The 23,577-nt window shown below is 56.1% G+C and carries 20 protein-coding genes and 1 pseudogene; 9 read left to right on the top strand and 12 right to left on the bottom strand.

Annotated elements, in window-relative coordinates; all coding sequences use genetic code 11:
* Positions 1-62 precede the first annotated feature (62 nt).
* From ACFVVC_RS07690 to ACFVVC_RS07640, 11 genes and pseudogenes are all read right to left on the bottom strand, one after another.
* The gene (locus tag ACFVVC_RS07690; protein ID WP_387450828.1) at positions 63-206 is read right to left on the bottom strand and encodes a hypothetical protein; all 144 of its coding nucleotides are present in this window, start codon (positions 204-206) and stop codon (positions 63-65) included.
* A gap of 50 nt (positions 207-256) precedes the next feature.
* Positions 257-1,090 carry an MBL fold metallo-hydrolase gene (locus ACFVVC_RS07685; protein WP_387450825.1) on the bottom strand — a complete coding sequence of 278 codons (834 nt, stop codon included), beginning with the start codon at positions 1,088-1,090 and terminating at the stop codon, positions 257-259.
* 758 nt (positions 1,091-1,848) lie between these two features.
* A complete protein-coding gene (locus ACFVVC_RS07680; RefSeq protein ID WP_387450822.1) occupies positions 1,849-2,964 on the bottom strand; it encodes an acyltransferase family protein in 1,116 nt (371 codons plus the stop codon).
* 351 nt (positions 2,965-3,315) lie between these two features.
* On the bottom strand, positions 3,316-4,551 hold the full coding sequence (locus ACFVVC_RS07675) for an O-antigen ligase family protein (RefSeq protein ID WP_387451158.1): 1,236 nt from the start codon (positions 4,549-4,551) through the stop codon (positions 3,316-3,318).
* A gap of 137 nt (positions 4,552-4,688) precedes the next feature.
* Entirely contained in the window at positions 4,689-6,182 is a 1,494-nt protein-coding gene (locus ACFVVC_RS07670) for a polysaccharide biosynthesis tyrosine autokinase (RefSeq protein ID WP_387450819.1), read from the bottom strand.
* A 186-nt stretch (positions 6,183-6,368) separates the two neighbouring features.
* Positions 6,369-7,406, bottom strand: a complete 1,038-nt coding sequence (locus ACFVVC_RS07665; protein ID WP_387450816.1) for a glycosyltransferase family 4 protein — start codon at positions 7,404-7,406, stop codon at positions 6,369-6,371.
* A gap of 22 nt (positions 7,407-7,428) precedes the next feature.
* Positions 7,429-8,673 carry a lipopolysaccharide biosynthesis protein gene (locus tag ACFVVC_RS07660; RefSeq protein ID WP_387451155.1) on the bottom strand — a complete coding sequence of 415 codons (1,245 nt, stop codon included), beginning with the start codon at positions 8,671-8,673 and terminating at the stop codon, positions 7,429-7,431.
* 1,137 nt (positions 8,674-9,810) lie between these two features.
* Positions 9,811-9,954, bottom strand: a complete 144-nt coding sequence (locus ACFVVC_RS07655; RefSeq protein WP_387451167.1) for a hypothetical protein — start codon at positions 9,952-9,954, stop codon at positions 9,811-9,813.
* 3 nt (positions 9,955-9,957) lie between these two features.
* Positions 9,958-10,158: pseudogene (locus ACFVVC_RS07650) on the bottom strand (DapH/DapD/GlmU-related protein); the annotation flags it as partial.
* A gap of 248 nt (positions 10,159-10,406) precedes the next feature.
* Positions 10,407-11,534: a glycosyltransferase gene (locus ACFVVC_RS07645; protein WP_387450813.1), complete on the bottom strand. Its 1,128-nt coding sequence runs from the start codon at positions 11,532-11,534 to the stop codon at positions 10,407-10,409.
* Between the two features lie 11 nt (positions 11,535-11,545).
* Positions 11,546-12,421 (bottom strand): glycosyltransferase family 2 protein, encoded by an 876-nt coding sequence (locus ACFVVC_RS07640; RefSeq protein ID WP_387450810.1) that lies wholly within the window; start codon positions 12,419-12,421, stop codon positions 11,546-11,548.
* Positions 12,422-12,628: 207 nt separating this feature from the next.
* On the opposite strand from ACFVVC_RS07640, the gene ACFVVC_RS07635 reads away from it, so the two are divergent.
* The 9 genes from ACFVVC_RS07635 to ACFVVC_RS07595 all read left to right on the top strand — a co-directional run bounded on the left by ACFVVC_RS07635 (position 12,629) and on the right by ACFVVC_RS07595 (position 22,531).
* Positions 12,629-12,850 carry a hypothetical protein gene (locus ACFVVC_RS07635; protein ID WP_387450807.1) on the top strand — a complete coding sequence of 74 codons (222 nt, stop codon included), beginning with the start codon at positions 12,629-12,631 and terminating at the stop codon, positions 12,848-12,850.
* A gap of 204 nt (positions 12,851-13,054) precedes the next feature.
* Positions 13,055-14,299, top strand: a complete 1,245-nt coding sequence (locus tag ACFVVC_RS07630) for a glycosyltransferase (protein ID WP_387450804.1) — start codon at positions 13,055-13,057, stop codon at positions 14,297-14,299.
* 46 nt (positions 14,300-14,345) lie between these two features.
* Positions 14,346-15,374: a GDP-mannose 4,6-dehydratase gene (gmd, locus tag ACFVVC_RS07625; RefSeq protein ID WP_387450801.1), complete on the top strand. Its 1,029-nt coding sequence runs from the start codon at positions 14,346-14,348 to the stop codon at positions 15,372-15,374.
* Positions 15,374-16,348, top strand: a complete 975-nt coding sequence (locus tag ACFVVC_RS07620; RefSeq protein WP_387450798.1) for a GDP-L-fucose synthase family protein — start codon at positions 15,374-15,376, stop codon at positions 16,346-16,348. The genes gmd and ACFVVC_RS07620 overlap by 1 nt, the downstream gene beginning before the upstream one ends.
* A 47-nt stretch (positions 16,349-16,395) precedes the next feature.
* Positions 16,396-17,832: a sugar transferase gene (locus ACFVVC_RS07615; RefSeq protein WP_387450795.1), complete on the top strand. Its 1,437-nt coding sequence runs from the start codon at positions 16,396-16,398 to the stop codon at positions 17,830-17,832.
* Positions 17,833-17,873: 41 nt separating this feature from the next.
* Positions 17,874-19,187: a UDP-glucose dehydrogenase family protein gene (locus ACFVVC_RS07610; protein ID WP_387450792.1), complete on the top strand. Its 1,314-nt coding sequence runs from the start codon at positions 17,874-17,876 to the stop codon at positions 19,185-19,187.
* A 2-nt stretch (positions 19,188-19,189) separates the two neighbouring features.
* The gene (locus tag ACFVVC_RS07605; RefSeq protein WP_387450789.1) at positions 19,190-21,058 is read left to right on the top strand and encodes a DUF4012 domain-containing protein; all 1,869 of its coding nucleotides are present in this window, start codon (positions 19,190-19,192) and stop codon (positions 21,056-21,058) included.
* 169 nt (positions 21,059-21,227) lie between these two features.
* Positions 21,228-21,830 carry an LPXTG cell wall anchor domain-containing protein gene (locus ACFVVC_RS07600; RefSeq protein ID WP_387450786.1) on the top strand — a complete coding sequence of 201 codons (603 nt, stop codon included), beginning with the start codon at positions 21,228-21,230 and terminating at the stop codon, positions 21,828-21,830.
* Positions 21,831-22,126: 296 nt separating this feature from the next.
* Positions 22,127-22,531 carry a VanZ family protein gene (locus ACFVVC_RS07595; protein ID WP_387451152.1) on the top strand — a complete coding sequence of 135 codons (405 nt, stop codon included), beginning with the start codon at positions 22,127-22,129 and terminating at the stop codon, positions 22,529-22,531.
* Between the two features lie 10 nt (positions 22,532-22,541).
* On the opposite strand, the gene galU is transcribed toward ACFVVC_RS07595, so the two are convergent.
* Positions 22,542-23,432, bottom strand: coding sequence for a UTP--glucose-1-phosphate uridylyltransferase GalU (gene galU / locus ACFVVC_RS07590; protein ID WP_387450783.1), 891 nt, complete (start codon positions 23,430-23,432; stop codon positions 22,542-22,544).
* Positions 23,433-23,577: the final 145 nt, after the last annotated feature.

Below are 23,577 nucleotides of genomic sequence, written 5' to 3'. Positions count from 1 at the left end.
CTCAAGAATGGTGTTTGCGCAGGTCAGGACGGCATTTGAGGCCCTGTGTGCGGGTGGGGCGCTTAGCGCTCCACCGCCATCAGGACCACCCCGATGGTGGCGACGGCCAGGGCGGCCAGTGCCACGTAGGAGATGTACCGCAGCCTGCGCTGCCGTGCATCCCGCTTGGAATAGCGAACGTCGTAACTTCCCCCGTAGCGGCCCATGCGCTGACCATAGGGCGCAAAGCTCAAGATTGACTGAGAACTGCGGTTTGTTACGAGGCGTCGTGGCTGTTGCGCCAGTTCTCCTGGAGCCGCTTGATGAACCACCGGGACTGTTCGGGCCCGTAGGGCAGGACGGGGATGGCTTTGGTCGCGTCGTTGGGGGTGTCCCGGATGGACTGGCGGGCCTGGCGGACGGCGGTGGTCATGGTGTTGGCCATGGTTTTGACGAACTGGTCGCTGCACGGCTTGCCGTGGCCGGGGATCAGGAACTCGTAGCGGTGGCGCAGGGCAGAGATGTGCCGGAGGGCGTCCGCCCATTCCTCGGGGTAGGAGTCCTCGAAGGAGGGGTGGGCGCCTTGTTCCACCAGGTCACCGACGTAGAGGGTGGTGGGCGTTCCCACGAGGAGATCACCGTCCGTGTGGCCGCGGCCCAGGTAAAACAGCGTGGCCGTAAGGCCGCCGAGGTCCACCAATACAGGCTGGTCCTTGACGATGGCGTTGGGGACCACGAGCTCGACGTTCTCGCCCTCGCCCTCGCCGGCGGCCATCTCGGGCTCCAGTGTTCCAACGTGACGGCGCTGGACGTCACCGCGCTGGTCAATCTCGGTGGCGCAGTTCTGATGGGCCCAGAATTCGGTGACGCCGGCTTCGGCGAAGACGGCGTTGCCGAAGAAGTGGTCGTAGTGGGCGTGGGTGTTGACGACCACGAGGGCCAGGTCTGTCTTCTCCCTGACTGCGTCCAGGATCTCGCGTCCCTGGCGGGGGCCGCATCCGGTGTCGATGACCATGGCGCGTTCGGAGCCGACGATCAGGCCCGTGTTCAGCAGGGAACCTTCAGTGACCAGTACATAGTTGTCCGTGCCGACTTCGAGCCATTCCGACATTGTTTCTCCGTACCTCCGGCAAAGCAGTGTGCGTTCGTCTTGGTCCACGATTGTACCCATCCCACCGGGCATGGCGGGGCCAATCGGTGCGCGCCCCGGAGCCTACCTCCTTAACGCCGCCGAAGAATGTTCTTCTGTCATCGAAAGAAGGTGGAGCGTGAGGCGGCTTTATGTCATTTCCTAATAGGCGCATCGACCCCTCTTCACCGCCGAAGCCTGCAAACGAAGCACGTTGAATGGATACATCCGCGCCAACCCAGCAACGAGTATTTTCAGCGTGCCAAGCGATGGCGTAAAACCGTATAATCGACGAGATAGAGCCAGAACGGGCGCCCGGCTTATCCTTGACTGGGGCCGGTCTTATGACTAGTACTCTTGGCGCACCGCCGTACTTCGCAACTAGCCTGATTAACTCGTGGAGATCTTCTTCAGTAACGGGTTCGCGACGACTACCTAAACGCTCTTGTCGGTTTTCTCGTTCCATACCCAGAGACTAGAAACTTGAGTTCCGTCGCACACGAGTGCCGAGTACCTGCCCTCCCAGTCACCGACTACCTACGACGAGATGAAGACAGACGCGAAACCTGGGTGACGCTTGTATCCAACTTTAAGGTTTGATGTCAGCTGCGGACCAGAGCCGACGCATTGGTGCGCTTACAGCGTACGCCCCGCACACCGGAATTTTACGAAGTGCAGCGCAAAGTCCTTTGAAACGCAATGGGCTCACCACAGTCCACGACAACGACGCACCATATTGACTACCCTCTGGATCTGCGGGCTTTTTGATCGTCAGTAGGTGAACGAGAGAGACTTTTCCTCTGGCGCCCCAGCATGTTATCCATGGGTAACTCTACATACCGATGAAGCAGCCAAGCGCCAGTAATGCTCAGCAGCAACGTCACGGTGAAGGCGCCCCAGCCAGTCAACCCAAGTTCGGCAAAACCTCGTTGGGACAGTCGCAAAATGAAGATATGGTGCAGTAAGTAGAAGCAGTAAGAAATCGCACCCCCACTTACAAGCAGCGGCATCCGCAATAGACCAGGTTTACCTTCTATGTCGCGCTGGGCCGCCGACACGATCAGAGCGCCGAATGGCACCATGCATACCGCTGCGACATTATAAATAGTCGGCCAAATCGACATGCAACACCATACAGCGAGAAAAAAACTAACTGAAAAATACCACGAAATACGCGGTAGAGCCCCTCGCTTCATTAGAAGAGCCAAAGCTACACCCAGAACAAATTCAGGTAGGCGAGCAAGGGGAAAGTAGATGGCAAACCACACGGCAAAAGTATTAGCGTCAAGCTGACTTGCTGATGTTGTCAGCGAAGCCACGAACGCAACGGTAGAAGTTACCAGAATAGCGGCACCAGAGACGATCCACAGTCCGGACGCCGCGAGGGGACGAATAACCTTCACGACCAGAGGAAAAGCCAGATAGAAAAAAGCCTCCACAGACAGTGACCAAGCCGGAACGTTGATTGCAAAATATGAGTTACTGTCTGGCACCCAGGCTTGGAGCAAGAACGGGGCCAACGGTCCTCGAAGCAAGGCAAGCGGATCCCGAAGGAGCCAAAGAACGGCCGCAAATAAAAGTGCTACAAGATAGGCGGGATAGATACGTGCAAATCGGCGACGGTAGAAACTCAGAGGATGATCATCCACCCGCGAGGACCACGCCAAGACGAACCCACTGAGGATAAAGAAAAACGTAACGCCTGATCGACCCTGGCCAAAGAGAAAATCCAAAATATCCCGCACGGGCCCAGTAAAAAAAGCTGTGGCGTGAAAGCAAAATACAGCAAGCGCTGCGAAGAACCTCAGACTCGTAAGTCTGTCAAGGCGGGTTCTTGGTTGTCCCCCAGTTGTCATTACCCCATCCTAAGGCTCGGATGTCTTGTGATTGGTATCGGCGCCGACAGGCTTTTGCGCAATAAGATGTTGTATACATGCGAAATGGAGGCGACCAGACACCGGAACCAACCTGGCAAGCCGCCACTTCCGTGTGTTAAAACTCGCCAAGGCCGCAAGGCAGGACGCCCGTCAGATGGCCTACTCGATGCACCGCCACAGCGTTCAGGTCCGCGCCTCCACCGTGGACGGCTGTTGAGGGATTATGAAGTAAGCCGCCAGCCACGAGGACGTGAGGTTTTCCTTTAAGCCAGCCTATATACGACTTCACATACCAACTGTGGCTTCACCAGAAATTGGAAAATTTATGGTTCACAATACTCCAGCCCTAGCATCGGCCCTGTTATCAACTCCTACGGGCAAGGAAGCGTTTCCGTATATAAATACCAGAACTAAGATTCCGGGGATCAGGTAAAAGCGACCGGGGGCAGCTGTTACCTCCAACACCGAACTTGCGACCCACGCCGTAAGACAAACCAAAACAGCGGCCCTTATATTCCGATCAGCGGACCGCACAAGCAGCAAGACAGATAGAACAAGAACAACAGCTCCAAATACGCCCCCTGAAACCAAAATTTCCAGCAACAGATTATGGGTAGCGTAATTTGAGTCAACGTAACTGGTCCGTTCTTGGCGCACCCAGTACGATGGCCCTAGCCCAAAGACAGGACTTTCGAGGAACTTTTCTCTGGCGACCAGCCAAAGATTTGCTCGCCCAGTGAACTCTTCAGGTCGCCATGGATAGATCGCCATTACGGTCGTTAACGCCACTACCCCCAACGCGGAAGCCGACACCAGAAGATGGCGGAAATTACCACCGGTGCAGCGCCACAGTAACGCGCATCCGATACTTATCGCCCAGGAAAGCATCCCTGAGCGGCTACTTGTAGAGTCAACGAGTACGCCCGAAGCAAGAACTGAAATCAGCACCGTTGATAGCTTTTTACCAAGCAAGACCGGGAAAATTGAAACAAAAGCGAGAAATACACCGAGCGGATTACCGGTTCCAAGTGGGCCCAACGCGCTACCCCAAAGCGAGCATTTGTCACCGCGACATTGCCCTATTACAGTGCCGGGGAGCGCTATCACAGAAAGTATGAGCACAAAAAGGACAGTACGCAGAGAGTCACGCATACCAGCTTGAATATGCCGAAGGTCATAACCGTCGCGAGGCAGAAATATCACCGGCAGTAATATCGCCAGAGACATGAACGGCATCAGAAGCCGATCATCCAAAGCAAAAGCTGTCATCGGCACAAATGCGAGCAAAAGAAACCAGCCAGCCGCTGGGACCACGGCGCCCCGCGCAATGTTTATAACGGTCAGAACTACTCCCATACCCACTGGTATTGAGAAACGTAAAACCGATATTGCAGGATTTGACGAGTCAATTAGACCCAAAATTAGACCAATACCAGAGAGGCTAAAAAGGACGTGAACAAGCCAGTACTCTCGACTCCGCCAGCTCTCCGTCGTGCGGACACCCACCATAGGCAACAACATCCACACAAGGGCCGACAAAAGTACGGCTCCAACAATCGGAGTCATCACGACCATTTCTGAAGTAGGAATACACCGAACCAACAGCGCAACCCCAAAATCGCCCTGCTAATTGTTCTCTGCTGAACTCGTTTGTCCCCAGCGATCATGCGTGTTTCGTAAGGGGAAACAAATGCCTAATGAGGCTAGCGGCCTATTTTGCCGCTCGGGAACAGACTTGCGGCACGTTCGTCGCTAATTTTGTCATCCGCGTTCGCTTGGGAGTAATCGAATTGTCGATTCCGGGCCATCTTTGACCTTCGAATAAGTTTCCCCTTGTTCGAACCGCTCCGGTCCTCGCCGTAGTAGGAGTAGGCGTATGCGTCTGGTCCCCTAACTGGAAGCCTGTTCAGAATCACCCCGAGAGTTTTCGAACCCACAAGCTCCAATGCCTTTAGAGACTTTTCGAGATCGTTCTGCCGCACCCTCTGGGCACTCACAACGACGACCACACCGCTCACGTACTGGGACAGCACGGCCGCATCTGTGACAGGAAGAAGGGGAGGGGCATCGATAACTATCAGATCAAAAGCCGATTCGAGACGATCGATGAGATCTTTCATCTCAGCGGACCCAAGCAGTTCGCTCGGATTAGGTGGGATTTGCCCAGACGTAAGAACATACAGAGAATCCTCTCCCCAAGGTTGCAGGAGATCATTGACATCAGCTGAGCCCACCAAAGCAGTTGTAAGTCCTGCGCTGCGGTCCAATCCCAAATATTCATTCACCATGGGACGACGCAGGTCCGCATCGATAAGACATACAGATGAACCCGCTTGAGATATTGCGATGGCCAGGTTCGTTGCAGTCGTGCTTTTTCCTTCACCCGGCACAGAGGACGTGACCAGCACCGTCTTCCCGTGCCCGGTGACCTGTGCAAATTGGAGGTTTGTGCGCAGCTGGCGAAACGATTCAGCGCGCGGGCTTTGAGAGGCAGCTTGAGTCAGCAAAGGCTTCTTTGTGGCATCTTGATCGAAGGCGATGCCACCTAGAATTGGCAGATCCGTGAAGCGGCGTATGTCGGCCTCCCCGCGAATGCGGCTGTCGAGCGTGGATCGCAGAACGGCTATTGCAATGCCTAAGGCGAATCCAACGCATAGCCCCAAAAGTAGGTTCAGCTTGGCGTTGGGTGCGGAGGGGCCTGCCGGTGCTTCGGCCGGTTTAATTACAGACAGACTGACCGGCGATGCTCCACCTGATTTAGGTTTTTCGAGATTGTCCACCGCGCGGATCAAGCTATCAGCGACGGCCTGCGCTATCGCCGCCGAGCGCACGGGAGAACCGTCCGTGGCAGTGATATTTATTAGGACTGTGTTGATGTCGGTACTAGCGCTAACGCGCCCGGCCAGCTCCGCCGCCGTCGTGTTCAATCCCAAAGAATCAATCGCCGGCTGCAAAACGATAGGCGAGTCAACCGTCTTGACGTACGACTGGACTCTGGCCTGGCTGAACGTGTTCCCCTGTTGGAGTTCCTGGACTGAACCAGAGCCTTGAATTGCTACGAAGAGTTGAGCCTCCGACGTGTATGTAGGACGAGTCAAAAGAGTCGCGCATCCCCCGATGGTCACTCCTAAGAGAGTTGCTGCAACTATCCACAGCCAGTTACGGCGTGCGATGAGCAATATTTCGCGCAGGTCCAAAACCTGTTTCCCCCTGAGTCGGTTGCTGGGGTAGCCGATTGGCGCGCCACCAGAACGGCAATATTCGTACGGTTAGCATAATTGTACTCATCTCTCTTACGAGTTCCCGAGCAGTGGCGCTACCCCTCCCCCAACCACCTCTGCCGGAGCAGCCCGGAGCAGTTCGCAGTCAATGGCCTCGCCCGTCTACTTCGTGCCAGCAGCATTTGTGTCCCCATGCAACACCTTCTCAAATAGCGATATGTAGCGCTGAGCGCAGCTTTGAATTGAAAATTCCTTGGCGATCTCGGAGGCGCCTCTTACTGCTGCGGTCGCAAGCTCTTCCCAGTTGTCGCATAGGTGCAATATCGCGTCGACAGCCGATTTTGGCTCGGCATCCTCGTAAGGAACGGTAACAACGCCCGGCGCCAAAGTAGCCGCAACTGCCCTCGAGCACACTATCGGTAGGCCCGCGGCCGCAGCTTCAAGGACTCCGATGCTGTGCGCTTCCCGGTCGGCAGGATGAAACATAGCATCAGCTGTCTCCAATGCCCAAGGTACATCGGCCGTAGGACCCGCGAAACGACCAGAACTCGGGACAGATGCAAACGCTGCCATGAGGTCTCTGAGATCCGCGGATGCCGGCAGGGGCCCCCACCAAGTAAGTGATAGCGGCGAGTTCCTTGCATGCAGTAGTTCTGCCACTGAGGCCCACAAGGATGGGTTCTTCTGGTTCGCGATTCTGGCCACAGTGACAAGAGAACGAGGAACTTCTCTTGCTTGAGCGCGGTGTCGAATATCAGAACGAATTCCATTCGGAATTATGGAAACCCGGTCCGCAAAACCAAAGTACTCAATGTATTTCTGCTGTTGCCATGCGCTGACTGCAACGACGTGAGCCGTCCGGACGAGAAGAATTCGTTCCAATATCCTAGCTCGTCGCGCGGCAAAGTCGTCGCTAGCGCTATGAAGGACGGTGATCACCGGGGTAGGCAGGGGGGCAGCCAATCGTGCGTAAATATTGGGGATCGCGCTGTGTGCTAAAACTATATCGGGCCGCTGCTCGCGAAGCTTGCGACGTAGCAGGCTGATACGCTTCAAGCGGCTTCGTGGCGAGTCGGTATCTTCGTCGAGGAAAACTGTGCTGACGCTGACATCGACCGCGGTCCAATGCGACTCGAGCGATGCCGCCAAAGCTTCAGCCCCACCGATTCGCGGACTCAACAACACCTGGGTAATTTTCAACTTCTACCTTCCCACTAAATGCCTACGCCGGAGGCCTTGTTGACCACGCAAGTTTTCGCGTGAGGATCCCCAAACCGAGCAGCAGGACCAACTGCGAACCTGCAGCAGCAACTGCTGCCCCCAGAGCCCCAAGCACCGAGGCGAGAACTGCTACAAGTGCGAGTTGGACGAACACAACCGATGTGGCCAGAAAAGCAACGGACTTATCCAGCCCCCGAGCTTGCAAAAAAACGAACAAAGGCTGGTTCACAATCGCAGGTATCGTGCCGAGCGCAAGCACCTGGAGTACGTGAACTGACTCTTCGTACTGATTGCCAATCAACACATTGACAAGGAACGGTGCCGTGGCGGCGATGATAATGCAGGTAAGCACAGCCGTAGCAGGGAGCCATACGGATCGTTTGATGTGGTTCCACGCTGCAGCGGTTGTCTCGGCCCGCGCCATATGAGGAGCAGCAGCGGATGAAAAAGCGTTCGCTAGCAATCCCATGGGCTGAGTCCACCTTGCAACGGCCCCGTACACGCCAGCCGTACTTGCGCCGCTGACAGCGGTCATTATGGGGGTGTCAAGTGACTGAGCGCTAAAGGCCACATTCGATAGCCCGTAGTGACCGGCGGCTAACCAAGGGTTAGTGTTTCGACTCAATCGCAAGATGGGCCTCTTTTCCGCTGGCGTCAGGAACCATCCCGACAAAGTTGCAACCAAAGATCCTGCCGTGAGACTTATCCATAGCGACTGGACCGCCGGCGAGCCCGTCAGTGTAAGTGCCGCAAATGCGGCCAGTGCCATCAGACGGTCCCCGAGAATAGACAACGAAACCAGGTCGCCACGGGCTTCTCCGCGGAGCGACACTTGGAATGATTGATTAAGAAGAGTAGACATTGCGACTGGTCCGGCTACCCACGCATAAGTCGCGGGCATAAAGTGCAGTGTAGAAAGCACCCATATAGTGGCGAGTGCGGCTGTTACGATTAGCTTCCCGGAAAGACGGCGCCCATGCTCGAACGGTTCCATGCGACCTGTAGCCAATTCACGGGTCCACATCGAGTTCGTTCCGAAATCCACAAAGCCGACCGCTGCGGTTCCCATCGCTATGCCGGCTATGAGTAAACCAAAGTCCGCCGGAGCAGTGCTCCTTGCCGTCCAAATGTACAAAAGTGCGACAATAAGCTGCGACAAACCCGTAGACGAGGCCAAGGCGATTGCCTGAAATCCGACGCCTTTTCGTCGTGACACTGAACCGATCCGTTCTCGAGTCTGCTGCATCACAGCAGCGATTGGCCGAAGACAAGGCTGGAAAGGTGAGTGAAAGGGACGGGTCGAGGACGACCCACACAGCTCGCCAGCAGCGATGGGAACTCAGGCTCAGACAATGGCGCCCACGACGCGAGATCCGTAAGGACACGGCAATCTGCTTGGAGGGAGCGAGCCCCGGCGGCAGCCACGCGAGTGCCTAGGACCGCTGCCTTTCCTATAATCCCGCTGGATCCCTCATTTGAATGAGCGAGGACTACGCAATCCACAGCCGCAATAATCGAGTCCAATTCAAGGTCGCTTAGAAGGCGATTTTCAACTCTTACAGCAACTCCGCTTCCTCGAAGCTCATCAACCAGGTCCCCGAGTTGACCTGATACCACAGCGTCACAGCTTCCGGCGATCATTAAGCCTACAGGTCGACTCATAGGCATTTGAAGCGCAGCAGCGATGGCAGGAACATTCTTTCGTGGTGTGACTGCCCCAACAACTCCAAACCAGTATCGTTCCGGCTCAAGCTCCCACGCCTTCGCGGCTCTGTGAATAGCATCAACCTGATCCGCCAACGCGACGGGATCACGTATGTCACCGGCAGCCATAGTGCCCGCCCACAGGGAGCTCTTTAGGACATGAACACGCACACCTCTGACATGAGCCGCCGAAAACACCAAGAGGCGCTTGATAATAGTCTTTAAAAAAGTGAAACCGGGTATTCGGGATGGTTGACCTTGCTCTCGCATAAGTAAAGCACTGACAGAAGCCTGCGCCTTCCACTTTCGGCTGCGGCCAATTCCTGCAATCAATGCATCCCCATCCGGGACTACCACATGATCGGCAGAGACTTCCTCGGCCAACTTCGAAACAGCCTCGGAAGAGCTCTCAGTACACTCAACAAAATCAACCTGAGAAGCAACTCTTTGCAAATGTATCTCCCATTCGGCCGAGAGTTTCGTCCCGGGGTGCATTGCAACTATGACATGGCAGCCATCTTCAAGTGCTTGCTCAACTACTAATCGAACATAAAAAAGTCGATGACCTGAATTGTTTGGTTCAACGACCAGAATCCGCTTCCGAGCTATCGGAAGGTGACCGACACTAAACCATGAGTCACGGTTGCCGGCATTCCCCCTGCTCATGAACGTATCAAGTTCATGCCGCGCCCACATCGTCTGCAAGCTTTCTGTCCAACTCAAAGTTGTGGCGGGCCTTCTCCTCCTGGGTGGCAAATCGCTGGCCGATTGGTCGTGCCGGATTTCCTCCCACGATCTCAAAATCTTGCACGTCTTTGGTCACGACGCTGCCAGCTGCAACAACTGCTCCTTCCCCAATCCGAACCCCACTCAGAATGACGCTTGAGCCCCCAACCCAGACATCGCGTCCAATCTCGACCCGATCGCGAGACGTGCCAGCCCGTTCAGAAGAACGCGTAGACAGTGAGACAGGAACACCAACCTCGTCCGTCGCGTGGTCATCACGCCCAACGATCTGGACGCCCATTCCGATCAGAGCATAATCACCAATGTGGCCATCGACTTGAATTATCGATCGTGGGCCGACGGAGACATGCCGACCTATGACCAACCCATGCGGCGAGCTGATAACGGATCCGCGACCGGCTCTGAGTCCTTCACCGTAAGTGACATTCTCGTGCACAGCCAACCTACGCGCCAAAGATCTCGCAAGTTTCAGGAGCGGCCGAGGAATGCCGGTGCTTTTCTTTAGATTTTGAAGTTCAGAGGCACTATTCATGATGGGTCCTTGCTAAACTCGCGTAAATTAGGTTTCTCATTTCGTAGGGCAGAAATGATTCCGAATGCCATTGCCTCCGATGAATATCTCTCTCTGGTGTACTCGGATAACGCTAAATCTGGAAGAAGTTCCCTGTTCCTCCAGCATTCCAAGATTGCATCAGCAAGTGACGCTGGCGAATCACTTGCGAACCACTTGACACCTCCCGATCGATGCAATTCAATCTCTGGTGAATGCTGTTCAGAATCAGCTACAACCATAGGCACCCCAAATCCTAGGCTCTGAGTCAGACCCAACCCCGCGAAGCCAGGTGAAACTGAACAGAAAGAAGATTCATATGCAATTCGGAGCGTCGATACCCTATCTTCCCATCCCTGGAAACTCACCTTCTCCATGATGCCAAGTTCGTTGGCAAGTAATATCATCGCCGGTTCATCCTGGCCACCACCAACGAGGTTCAGACGCATCTCTGGAACTTGCACCGCCGCTATGGCGAAGCCACGAAGTAGCAGCATCAACTTCTTGGCTGGCACAAATCTACCTACGTAGAGAACTTCAGTGCGGCTGCTAGGTGTGGCGCTGCTGGGTATCATGTCAGCTTTTCGGTAAAGAGCGTTCGGCGCGACCCAAACCGGCGCTCCTGGAAGATCCTGCAATGCCTTGGCGCGATCCTCATAAGTGTAAGAAATAGTACCGTGAGCGATCTTCCGCATGAGGACTCTAAATCTTCCTGTCCATGAGTCGGGACCGGCCTGTGGGTGGATGTGGCCCCACACAAGGGTGCGCTTCGCTAGAAGTCGACGAATGACGAGAACGCTCCAAGCAGTAATGCTTCGCGGGTTCAAATCCACTATGACCGCTTCTGAGAAGATCGGGGCAGTCGAAATGGTAAACTGCACGAAAATTCTACCTGAAAAAATTCTCCACATGGCGGCCCGACGATAATATTCGCGCGGAATTCCTGTTTTCACTGTTGGATCTAAGTGAGCATCGCTAACAATTATCTCAATATCTTTGCTGAGCTCCGCGCGAACATCTTCAATACAATTTTTTCGGTAGGATGGAAGCACCGCAAGATACATCGCATAGCGAGTTGAACCACTACGTGCAAGCCGTTTAGCCATATTTGCGACCCTCATTTACGGCTGGCCTTAGTCTTTAGCTCACGAACTTTGAGGCCTATTTGCCAGTAGTAATATGACAGTGCCAACGCATAATTAAAGCCGGCCCTACCGTCAAGGAGTCCGAGCCGAAATAGGTAAGAATACGCAAAAAAAATGAACGGCTTAGCTGGAATTCTTACGGCTAGCCTCCCAAGGCGGGAGCGGCTCTTAGCAGACACTGTATCGCCCGTGTAGAGCATGTGCGCTTCCCAATCGCTATACCGATTGTGTCTAGCGAAGTAGTCGAATAAACCGTCCTCATCCTGATGCCCTAAGGGCCTAACCGTTCGCACGCACTGCCCGGCTCGAACCTGCGGCTGATAATGACCCTCCACTTCCCACATATTTTTCACGTCGAGGTCGTTCGGGCGCGGCCAATACGCCTTTGAGCGTCGCATACCGATACGCTTGGTTACCCGATGACCATGCTGGAGTTCCCGTCCTTCCCAGAAGTATCTGATGGGAACTTCCAAAGCCGACGCCGCAGCATTACTAGTAATGTCTCGAATTTCTGCTAGTAGCTCTGGATCAAAGTATTCATCGGCATCAAGATAAAATACCCAATCAGTGCCAACGTGGTCGAGTGCCCATTCTTTCTTCTTCGGATAGGCTCCATTCCAGTCATAATTCACAACACGCGCTCCGCACGCGAGAGCAATTTCAGCAGTCCTATCATCGCTATTTGAATCGACGACCAACACTTCACGGAACGTGAGAGCGCTTGTTACCGCCCTAGCAATGTGTCGTTCTTCGTTCTTGGTCAGAATTATTACGGTCGCCTCGATATAAGTGGGAGGCTGTATGACATTTTCGAGCCGTTCTGCGTTCAAGTTGCCCACATCTTTCATAGCCTAGAACCGTATCCCGGTCTTGATAGCTGGATTCCCCGAATACACACTGCCGGGTTCAAGTCTCTGGTTCGGCCCTACTACCGAGTTAGGTCCTAAAACAGCTGACCGCCCGATCGTAGTTCCCCCTAGGACCATGGCGCGTGTCGTTATCCACGCTCCGGGCTCAACAACGACCGCTTTTGTTATAAGCGCCATATCCCGCCTATGGGCATGACTTCCCGTGGTGATGAAGGCTTCCTGGGATACGACGGCGTCGTGTCCGATTGTGACTGGAGCTTGATTATGGATCCAAACGCCTTCGCCGATCCAACTCCGGTCACCAACACGCAGCTTCCAAGGGAATTTCACGCGCGTTCTGGGACGAAATACGACTCCGTCCCCAATTGTGGCTCCAAACAGCCGCAGGACAGCAACGCGAAGTTTTGAGCTGACCTGCCAAGGGTTGGTTACAAAAAGCAGCTCCGCCGCGCCCCAGAGGTACACAACGGCACGATGCCGATCCCATGCCTCCCCTGCGCCTGGTGCCTGCTCTAAGTTGATGATTCTCACCGACCGTGACATTCAGCCTCCTGCTGCTCCGGGTCCGACCAATTTCCAGCCTGCTGGCCACGTCCGACTATTCTTGCACCTGTGACGAAGGCAAAACTGCGCATTACAATCCTGGGCATCAACTATGCTCCCGAGCCAACGGGCAATGCCCCCTACACAACGAGCCTCGCTGAGGGTCTGTCTGCGGCAGGCCATAGCGTACGGGTCGTGACGGGGTATCCCCATTACCCGGAATGGACTATTAGGCAGGGGTACACGGGTTGGTCACGCCATGAGGTTATCAATGGCGTGCCCGTAGAACGGTTGCGGCACCACGTACCGCGGACCCCAACTGCCCTCAGCCGAATGCACATGGAACTGAGCTTCGGCATACGTTTGTTGACTGCTAATTGGCACAACCCCGACGTGGTCCTAGTGGTTAGCCCGGCCCTACTTTCATCAGCACTAGCGATTCTACGAATTCGTCTTCGGCCAAACAGGCCAGCCGTAGGCATCTGGATCCAAGACTTGTACAGCAGGGGCGTCGTGGAAACCGGAACGGGAGGAAGTAGACTCGCCCGGATTGCCTCGAGATTGGAGTCCAAGATTCTCCGCTCCGCAGACGGTGTGACAGCGATCCACGACAGGTTCAAGCGACACATGGTTGACGCACTTGGTGTCCCCGCCGGTCAGGTAGAAGTCATTCGCAATTGGACACACTTATCCGTTCCCCCCCACACCGAAACAAAGGACGTACGGGCACGCCTCGGCTGGACACCAGGCGACGTGATAGTCCTGCATGCAGGCAACATGGGCAAGAAACAGGGGCTAGAAAATGTTGTCGAGGCGGCGCGTATAGCCGAAGAACGCGGCAGCGCCGTGCACTTCGTGTTGATGGGAAATGGAAACCAACGCCACCGGCTTGAAGAACTAGCCAAAGGACTATCCAGCATTTCGTTTGTCGATCCGTTACCTGGCCCGGAGTTCCAGCGTGCCCTCGCTGCCGCAGACATCTTGCTTGTGAATGAATTGCCTGGACTCAAAGACATGGCCGTCCCCAGCAAACTGACGTCCTACTTCAACTCCGGAACCCCCGTACTGGCAGCAACAGATCCAGGCAGCGTCACCGCATACGAGATCGCGCATTCGCGGGGTGGACTGCTCGTTGGCCCTGGTGATGCCGTCGCGCTGGTGAAGGCAGCCGAGACGCTCGCTGGCGATCCTGCGGGCGGTGCGCGGCTAGCAGCGAACGCACTCCATTTTCGGCGCGAAACATTGTCCGAATCATTAGCCGTTGCACACTATGATGAGTTCATCACTCGTCTTGCATCGTCGCGCGGCCGCTAGGCCGGGCGGCTCTTTTTTGCCTAATACATCTTCTTCCGGGGGAACCATGACAAAGCGCGCACTAATTACGGGAATCACTGGCCAGGATGGCTCCTATTTGGCTGAGCTGCTTCTTTCCAAAGGTTACGAGGTCCATGGTTTAATTCGCCGTGCGTCGACCTTCAACACGGCTCGAGTTGATCACCTCTACATTGATCCGCACGACCCCAAAGCCAATCTTTTCCTTCACTACGGGGATCTCAGCGATGGCGCCCGGCTAGTAACCCTTCTGGCGGAGATCAACCCGGACGAGGTGTACAACCTTGCTGCCCAGTCGCACGTTCGCGTTTCGTTTGACGAGCCCGAGCACACAGCCGACACCACGGGCGTGGGCACGATTCGGCTGCTCGAAGCAGTCCGTATGTCTGGGATCAAGACCCGCTTCTACCAGGCTTCCTCAAGCGAAATGTTTGGGGCAACTCCCCCTCCTCAAAACGAAGACACACCGTTCTACCCAAGGTCTCCCTACGGCGCGGCCAAGGTTTACAGCTACTGGATCACCAAGAACTACCGCGAGGCCTACGGGATGTTCGCCGTGAACGGCATTCTGTTCAATCACGAATCTCCCCGACGCGGCGAGACCTTCGTGACCCGCAAGATCACTCGGGCTGTAGCCGCGATCAAGGCTGGCAAGCAAGACCTTCTTTACATGGGCAATCTCGACGCTGTGCGCGACTGGGGTTACGCCGCTGAATACGTCGAAGGCATGTGGCGCATGCTTCAGGCCGATGAGCCGGACGACTTTGTGCTCGCTACAGGCGGCAACTACACAGTCCGGGATTTCCTTCAGATTTCGTTTGAGCATGCAGGATTGAACTGGGAAGATCACGTGCGCTTTGATGAGAGGTACCTTCGGCCGACGGAAGTGGATGCACTTGTGGGTGATGCTTCCAAGGCCCAAGAAAAGCTCGGGTGGAAAGCGTCCGTTCACACGCCCGAGTTGGCTCGTATTATGGTGGACGCTGACATCGAGGCTCTCAAGCACGCCGGCAACAATTGGATCGACACCGTTAACTTGGAAAGCTGGAAGAACTAGTGTCAGCCAAAGTCGAGTTCGTAGCCGGCAAGCTGGACAGGGAGTCCACATTCTATGTCGCCGGACACCGCGGCCTTGTGGGGTCTGCAATGTGGCGAAAACTGGAGCGTGAAGGGTTCGCCAGTCTCGTTGGTCGGTCATCTACGGAACTTGACCTCAAGAAGCGCGAAGCAGTTTTCGCGTTTTTTGCCGAAGCCAAGCCACGGTATGTAGTCCTAGCTGCCGCTAAGGTCGGTGGGATCTTAGCGAACAACTCCTACCCAGTCGATTTCCTTACCGATAATTTGCGAATCCAGACGAACGTCATGGACGCGGCACTTGAACACGGTGTCGAACGACTCCTTTTCCTTGGGTCTTCTTGTATCTATCCCAAGTTTGCAGCCCAACCCATTCGGGAAGATTCACTTCTTACGGGTCATCTGGAACCGACTAATGACGCCTACGCAATCGCTAAAATTGCCGGAATAATGCAAGTACAGGCTGTGCGTCGCCAGTATGGGCTCCCGTGGATCTCAGCCATGCCGACAAATCTATACGGTCCCGGCGACAATTTTTCACCGACAGGCTCCCACGTTCTGCCCGCGCTGATTCGGCGTTACGATGAAGCCGCAAAAACCGGCACTAGTTCAGTAACCAACTGGGGAACTGGGTCCCCCATGCGCGAATTTCTTCACGTGGATGATATGGCTGATGCCTGCCTTCATCTGTTGGAGAACTACGACGGCCCATCTCAGGTCAACGTAGGAACGGGCACGGACGTGTCGATCAAAGAACTAGCCTCCATTGTGGCGGGAGCCGTCGGTTACGAAGGGGGGATCGAGTGGGATGAATCCAAGCCTGATGGAACGCCCAGGAAACTTCTTGACGTCTCCAAACTGTCTGAGGCCGGCTGGGAAGCAACCATAAGCCTCGAAGAGGGAATACGCTCGACAGTGGCTTGGTATCGTGCCCACATCGACAACGTTCGCAGCTAGCACTGACGCGCGGTACATTTGAATAGCTCAAAAGGCGGGGGACTTTGGTGAAAGATGTACGCGACTGGCGGGCCCGTTGCGGCCGGCAATTGCGTATTGTCGATGCGTTTGTAATATCTTGGGCCGTTGCAGGTGCCTACGTCATCCGTTTTGGATGGGCATCGGATCTCGTCGCCTCAGGGCAAGAAGCCGTCTATGCATGGTTGTCTGTGATCCTTGCCTTCGCCTGGTGGGTCATGCTGGGAGCATGGAACAGCAGACAAAGCCGAATTCTAGGCGCCGGTCCCGACGAATATAAACGTGTCGCGGCGTCCTCGCTTTGGCTTTTCGGCCTCGTCGCCATCGTGTCCTACGTCCTCAAACTCGACACCGCCCGTGGCTATGTGGGGGTGGCCCTGCCGGCAGGGCTTTGCGGACTTCTCCTTGCACGGTGGTTAATCAGGCAACACCTGAATGTAAACCGACAGTTGGGCCTGAGCATGTCACGGCTAATGTTGCTTGGCGGTCCGAGCGCTGTTGCCCATCTGGCGCAGTCTCTCCGGTCTGCAAAACACGCCGGCTACTTGCCTGTCGCCGTCTATACGCCCAACGTTTCCGTGGTTCCGTCCCTCGACCCTGAGTCGGGACTACCCGTCGTCGGAAACTTGCCTGATGCCACCTCAATCGTAGCCGCCATCGATGCTTGTAAAGCTGATGCCGTCGCGGTGTCGGCCGGGGTGCAATTACACCCGCAGGTCTTGCGCCACTTGGGGTGGGAGCTCGCGGCACGAAATGTGGGACTAATAATGGCCCCGGCACTGACAGATATTGCGGGACCGAGGATTCATACTCAGCAGGTAGCTGGTCTTCCACTGATCCACGTGACTACGCCTACGTTGGAGGGCGGTCAAAGGGTGGCTAAGCGCCTTTTCGACCTCAGCATTTCCTCGATCCTCATCGTTGCCCTGTTGCCTGTCATGGCCGTCGTCGCTCTGCTGATCAAGATTCAAGACCAGGGCCCGATCCTGTTTAGGCAGAACCGCGTAGGTATAGAGGGCAAGCACTTCCAAATGCTGAAGTTCCGTTCAATGGTCACTGATGCAGAGGAAAGGCTAAATCAGCTGAAGGAAAAGAACGACGGTAACGGCGTTCTTTTCAAAATGAAAAATGACCCGCGAGTGACTTCAGTCGGGCGCGTGTTGAGAAAACTAAGCCTTGACGAGTTGCCGCAACTTTTTAATATCTGCGCGGGATCAATGAGTCTCGTGGGCCCCCGTCCACCTCTGCCCTCGGAAGTCGAAGAATATGAGCAGGACGTACGCCGCAGACTCCTCGTTAAGCCGGGCCTGACGGGCCTTTGGCAAGTTAGTGGCCGTTCTAACCTCTCTTGGCAAGACTCAGTTCGGCTTGATTTGTACTACGTAGAAAACTGGTCTTTGGCCGGCGATCTACTTATCCTCATGAAGACCTTCCGCGCTGTATTTCGAGGTGCCGGAGCCTATTAGTTCTCTCGCGGCTAGAGACCGCCTGGGAAAGGACACTACTGATGCGAATCTCGGTTATTGGCTGCGGCTATCTGGGAGCCGTCCATGCTGCGTGCATGGCGACCCTGGGACACGAAGTTGTAGGCATAGACACTGATGAAGCCAAAGTGGCAGAGTTGTCAGCCGCGCGGGCCCCTTTCTTTGAACCTGGACTGGACGCACTCCTGAAAGAAGTCCAGGCGACGGGGCGTCTTTCGTTCACAACGGACATGGCCGCCGCACGGGGGAGCTCGGTGCACTTTATCTGTGTAGGCACTCCCCAGAAGAAGGGTGAGAACGGCGCAGACATGTCTTACGTTGATGCTGCGACGAACGCCCTGCTGCCATACTTGTCTACCGACGATATTGTTGTCGGTAAATCGACCGTCCCTGTGGGCACGGCATCGCGATTGCACGGACTTATTCGGAGCGCGGAAGCTACGGCGGAATTGCTTTGGAATCCAGAGTTCCTTCGTGAAGGGCATGCCGTGTCCGACACTCTTCATCCTGACAGATTCGTTTACGGTGTTCTCAACGGAGCCGAGGACCATCCGGCCGTTCGCGTATTGGACCAGGTTTACGCTGAACCTCTAAAATCTGGAACGCCTCGCCTGGTTATGGATTTGCCGACCGCGGAACTGGTCAAGACAGCAGCAAATTCTTTTCTTGCAACGAAGATTTCATTCATCAACGCCATGGCCGAACTCTGCGATGCTGCTGGCGCTGACGTGACCCTGCTGGCGGACGCAATAGGCATGGACGACCGAATCGGTCGCAAGTTCCTTAACGCTGGAATTGGCTTTGGAGGTGGCTGCCTGCCCAAAGACATTCGAGCTTTTATGGCACGAGCCGGAGAGCTAGGAGCCGACCAAGCCTTAACGTTTCTCCGAGAAGTTGATGCGATCAACATGCGCCGGAGGATGCGGGTAGTGGAGCTAACGCGTGAACTTTGCGGTGGCTCTCTCTTAGGTCAACGCATCACAGTCCTCGGTGCCGCGTTTAAGCCTCAAAGCGATGATGTCCGCGATTCTCCAGCACTAAGCGTGGCTGCCCAGTTGCAGTTACAGGGGGCAGTTGTGACGGTTACGGATCCGCAGGCCCTAGCCAATGCCGCACGCCGGTTCCCGGAGCTTCAGTATGAAGAGTCGACTGAAACGGCTCTGCAACGGGCGGACGCCCTTCTGCTTCTAACTGAGTGGCAGGAGTACAGAGACTTGGATCCGTACGACGCCGCAGCCATTGTCTCGTCGCCGAGAATACTCGATGGCAGGAACGTGCTGGATTCCGCAAAGTGGCGTGCAGCTGGTTGGACATACCGCGGGCTCGGTCGCCCCTAACCATGTCTACTGAAAATCGTGGTGACAAATCCGTATCGGAAGGTCAGCTCAATGCTGGCCGAAGGAAGAGACCCCAACGAATTTTGAAGTTTGGGGCTCCAATTGCAGTTTTCATAATTTTGCTTGGTGGCGGCGTAACTTGGCTCGGAATTAAAGCCAACACGATAAAGATCGAGTTGGAGTCCGCGGCTGCCCTGATCCCCCAACTGAAACAAGAAATCTTAGTCTCTGATGAAGAATCCGCTGCCGCTACTGTTGCGACTCTTCGAGAGCATACGGCTAGCGCTCGCCGGGCTGCCGACGATCCCCTTTGGACCCTAGCGTCCGGGATGCCATGGCTCGGCGCGAACACCAGCGCGATTGCGGAAGTGTCCCGGTCAGCTGACGACGTCGTTTCCTTGGGTTTGTCCCCCCTCGTTAACATCTACGAGTCTTTGGACTGGGACACCTTACTTCCGAGCAGCTCGGGCACTAACCTTGAGCCACTGAAAGCCGCCGCTCCCAGCGTCGCGTCGTCTGCGTACGTAGTCCGAGCCTCTTCAGAAAGACTTGAGGCAATAGATACGTCCCAACTCCTACCGCAAGTCGCGACGCCCCTAAGGGAAGCTACATCGGAGCTAAAACAAGCGGTTGGTGCTCTGGATTCGGCTGCAGATGCAGCCAACATCGCCCCGGCGATGCTTGGTTCCGACGGTATAAAGAATTACCTACTGGTGGTTCAGAACAACGCGGAAGCACGCGCGTCCGGCGGAATACCCGGAGCTCTGGCTATATTGACAATGGAGAAAGGGAAACTCTCCTTTAGCGGTCAGACAAGTGCTGCTGAACTCGGGGTATTCGCACCAAGCCTCCCTGTTGACCAAGAACAGCAGCAGATCTATTCGACGCGCCTGGGCAAATACATGCAAGACGTAAACCTAACACCTGATTTTCCCACAGCTGCCAGCACGGCCAGAGCAATGTGGGAGAAGAAGACCGGGCAGAAAGTCGACGGAGTGATCTCGATTGATCCCGTTGTTCTCGGCTACATTCTTCAGTCGACCGGACCCGTCGCGGTCACAGGCCCAGAGTTGGCAGCGGTCAAGGCAGCAGGACTTCCGACCGAACTCACGGGCGGCAATGTAGTTCCAACCCTTCTCTCAGACGTCTATGCAAAGATCAAGCAACCCAAGCTACAGGACACATACTTTGCCGGTGTGGCAAGAGAAGTCTTCTCCGCTCTTTCCAGCGGCAAAGGGGAATCCAAGGGTCTCATCAGCGGCATAACACGAGGGGCGGAGGAAGGACGCGTTCTAGTGTGGTCTGCCGACACATCTGAACAAGCAGTAATGTCCAAATACTCGCTCAGCGGCTCAATCTCTGGTCCCAGTGTGTCGCCGGCCCAGTTCGGCGTCTACTTCAACGACGGGACTGGCGCCAAGATGGACTACTACGTCAAGCGCACAGTCCAGTTGGTCAAGGAGTGCCCGGCAAACGGCTACGAAGAAACCACCGTACGTGTTACCAGCACCAATACGGCACCTGCCGATGCTGCCACTTCCCTTCCGGCCTACGTCACGGGTGCAGGTGCCTTCGGAGTGGCCCCGGGTACTGTCCAAACAAACGTCGTCGCCTACGGACCCGCACAGGCAAACGTGGAGTCAGCCTCGGTTGACGGTCAAAAGACTCCCTTTGCCCCTTACATACACGCGAATAGGCCTGTGGGCGTGGTTGCGCAAAAGCTTGCGCCTGGAGAAAGCAAAACGGTCGACTTCACCTTTGGTAAGATCGTCCAGCACGCGGAACCTAACTTGGTTGTCACACCAACCGTTCAGCATGTAAAGGACGTTATCTTGCCTACCGAGAATGCTTCCTGCGCCCTCGGCCAGTGACAGTCGCGTTAACACTATGTAAACCGACTGGATTGAGGTTGGTTACAACCGATTCGGAATGGTACCTTCTATCTGGGATATCTATCCGTAGTTCTGCACATGGTCTCGTGCGGAGGGGGCATCTCCCCAAAATCGGGTATCAAAACTTAAACGTCTCCGGGGGACACACATGAAGAAAACACTCGCCGCGCTCGCCCTTGCCGGCTCCATCGCACTCGTTGGTTCCGCGCCTGCCATGGCCGCAACCTACCCGGCACTTCCGCCGGCAGCCGGCGTCTCTGACGGAACCGTTGCACCGGGCGAAACCTTCGTCTTCACCGCACAGGGCTTCCTTCCCAACGAAACCGTCACCATCACCATCACCGTGGTGACCACCGGCGCCGCAAACGCCGGCGGTACCGCAGTATCCGCCAAGATCCCCGTCTACCAGGCACCGCAGACGCTCACCGCGACTGCTGACGCCCAGGGCAAGATCTCCGTTCCGCTGGCCATCAGCGAAGCAGGCACCTACTCCGTCACCGCCAAGGGCAACACGTCGGGCGTCACCGTTGGCCCCGTTGTGGTCAAGGTTGGCGCTTCGCTGGCCAACACCGGCAACGTCGCAACCGGCACTACCGGCGGCGCTCCGCTGGCCAACACGGGCGGCCTGGCCAACACCGGCGCCGACTCCGGCCTGATCCTGTGGACCTTGGTGGGCGCAGGCGCACTGGCCGCCGGCGCAACCTCCGTTGTGGTGGTTCGCCGCCGCGTCAAGGCTGAGGTCGCCGCCTAACCGCAGCAACTCCTAGAACCAAAGAAGGTGGGTGCATCTCCGGAAACGGAGATGCACCCACCTTCTGCTTTGTATGGTAACTATTAGGGCTATGGGGAGACATTGGCGCAGGGCACCAAGCGAATACGACTTTTCTATCCCACTCCCCCGCCCACAGGTGCTCGGCTACGCCCTTCTCGTTCTCCTCGCGGCCTGCGCCTTGGCCACCGCCGCTTTCGCCCTTCTACGGACGTCCTGAGGCCGATTTGAGCATCCTCGACAACCACCGGCTGTGGCAGCTAATCCTCGCGGCCATGGTGGTTCCCTTGGCGCTTGTTGCCTTCTGGCCGACGCCCGTGGACCAGCCCGTCTCAGGGCAGCTGGCCATCGTGTTGAATTTCCTCCACCACCACGGTATTCCCCGCTGGTTTAACTACGACTTTGTGGAAAAATCCGCCAACGTTGGCCTATTTCTTCCCGTCGGTTTCGTTGCCGCCCTGGCATTTCCCACCAAAAAATGGTGGCAAATCGGCGCCTTTGGAATGCTGGTTTCCGGCTGCATCGAACTGGGGCAGCTCCTCTTTCTTCACAGCCGCTTTGCAAGCCCGTCAGATGTCATGACCAACACGTCAGGCGCTTTCATCGGCGCCCTGGTGGCACTCCTGGCCATGCAAAAAAGGAGGCCCGCCGCCTTCCGGCAACGAGCCTCCCAGGAACAATAGAACGCCGTAGCTATCCGACGAAGCCCTTCATCCAGGTCTTAAGGTCTTCGCCGAACTCCACGCGCTCGGAAGCCAGCGTGATAACGGCCTTGAGGTAGCTCAGCTTGTCGCCGGTGTCGTAGCGGCGGCCCTTGAAGACCACACCGTACACGCCGGAGCCCTCCCCCTCGCCGGCTGCGAGGGTCTGCAGGGCGTCGGTCAGCTGGATCTCGTTGCCACGGCCGGGCTCCGTGTTCTCCAGGACGCCGAACACCGAGTGGTGCAGCACGTAGCGGCCGATCACGGCCAGGTTGGACGGTGCGTCCGCCACGGCGGGCTTCTCCACCAGGCTGTTGACGCGGACATAGTCCTCACCTTCAACAACTGAGATGTCCGCGCAGCCGTAGGCACTGATCTGCGAGGGGTCAACCTCGATCAGGGCGATGACGGAACCGCCGGTCTTCTGCTGCACCTCCATCATGGTGCTCAACAGGCTCTCAGCCTCATCGATGAGGTCGTCACCCAGGAGCACGGCGAAGGGCTCGTCACCCACGTGCTGCTGGGCGCAGAGCACTGCGTGGCCCAGACCCTTGGCCTCACCCTGGCGGACGTAGTGGATGGGGCCCAGGTTGGAGGCGTACTCCACCATGCCCAGCTTGTCCTTGTCCCCCTTGGCCTCCAGCGCAGCCTCCAGGCCGGGCTCGCGGTCGAAGTGGTCCTCCAGGGCGCGCTTGTTGCGGCCCGTGATCATCAGCAGGTCGGTGAGGCCGGCATCCACCGCTTCCTCGACCACATACTGGATGGCCGGGCGGTCAACCACCGGCAACATTTCCTTCGGCATTGCCTTGGTGGCGGGCAGGAAGCGAGTTCCCAATCCGGCAGCAGGAATGACGGCTTTGGTGATAGCTCTCCCCATAGTCATAGCTGAACCTTAACAAATTTGTTGGAGCGGCGGGCAATTATGGTTTTGTGGAGCAGGGTTCGATAGGTTATCCGCTGCAGGCCACGATTGAAATATTTCAGCGTTTTGGCTGGTGGGCGCCACCTTGGCCATAGACTTCTCTCAC

Source organism: Pseudarthrobacter sp. NPDC058196, from assembly GCF_042882685.1.
Lineage (GTDB): Bacteria > Actinomycetota > Actinomycetes > Actinomycetales > Micrococcaceae > Arthrobacter.
Note: the sequence above shows the minus strand (reverse complement) of the source record. Positions and strands in the feature narration are given on the sequence as shown.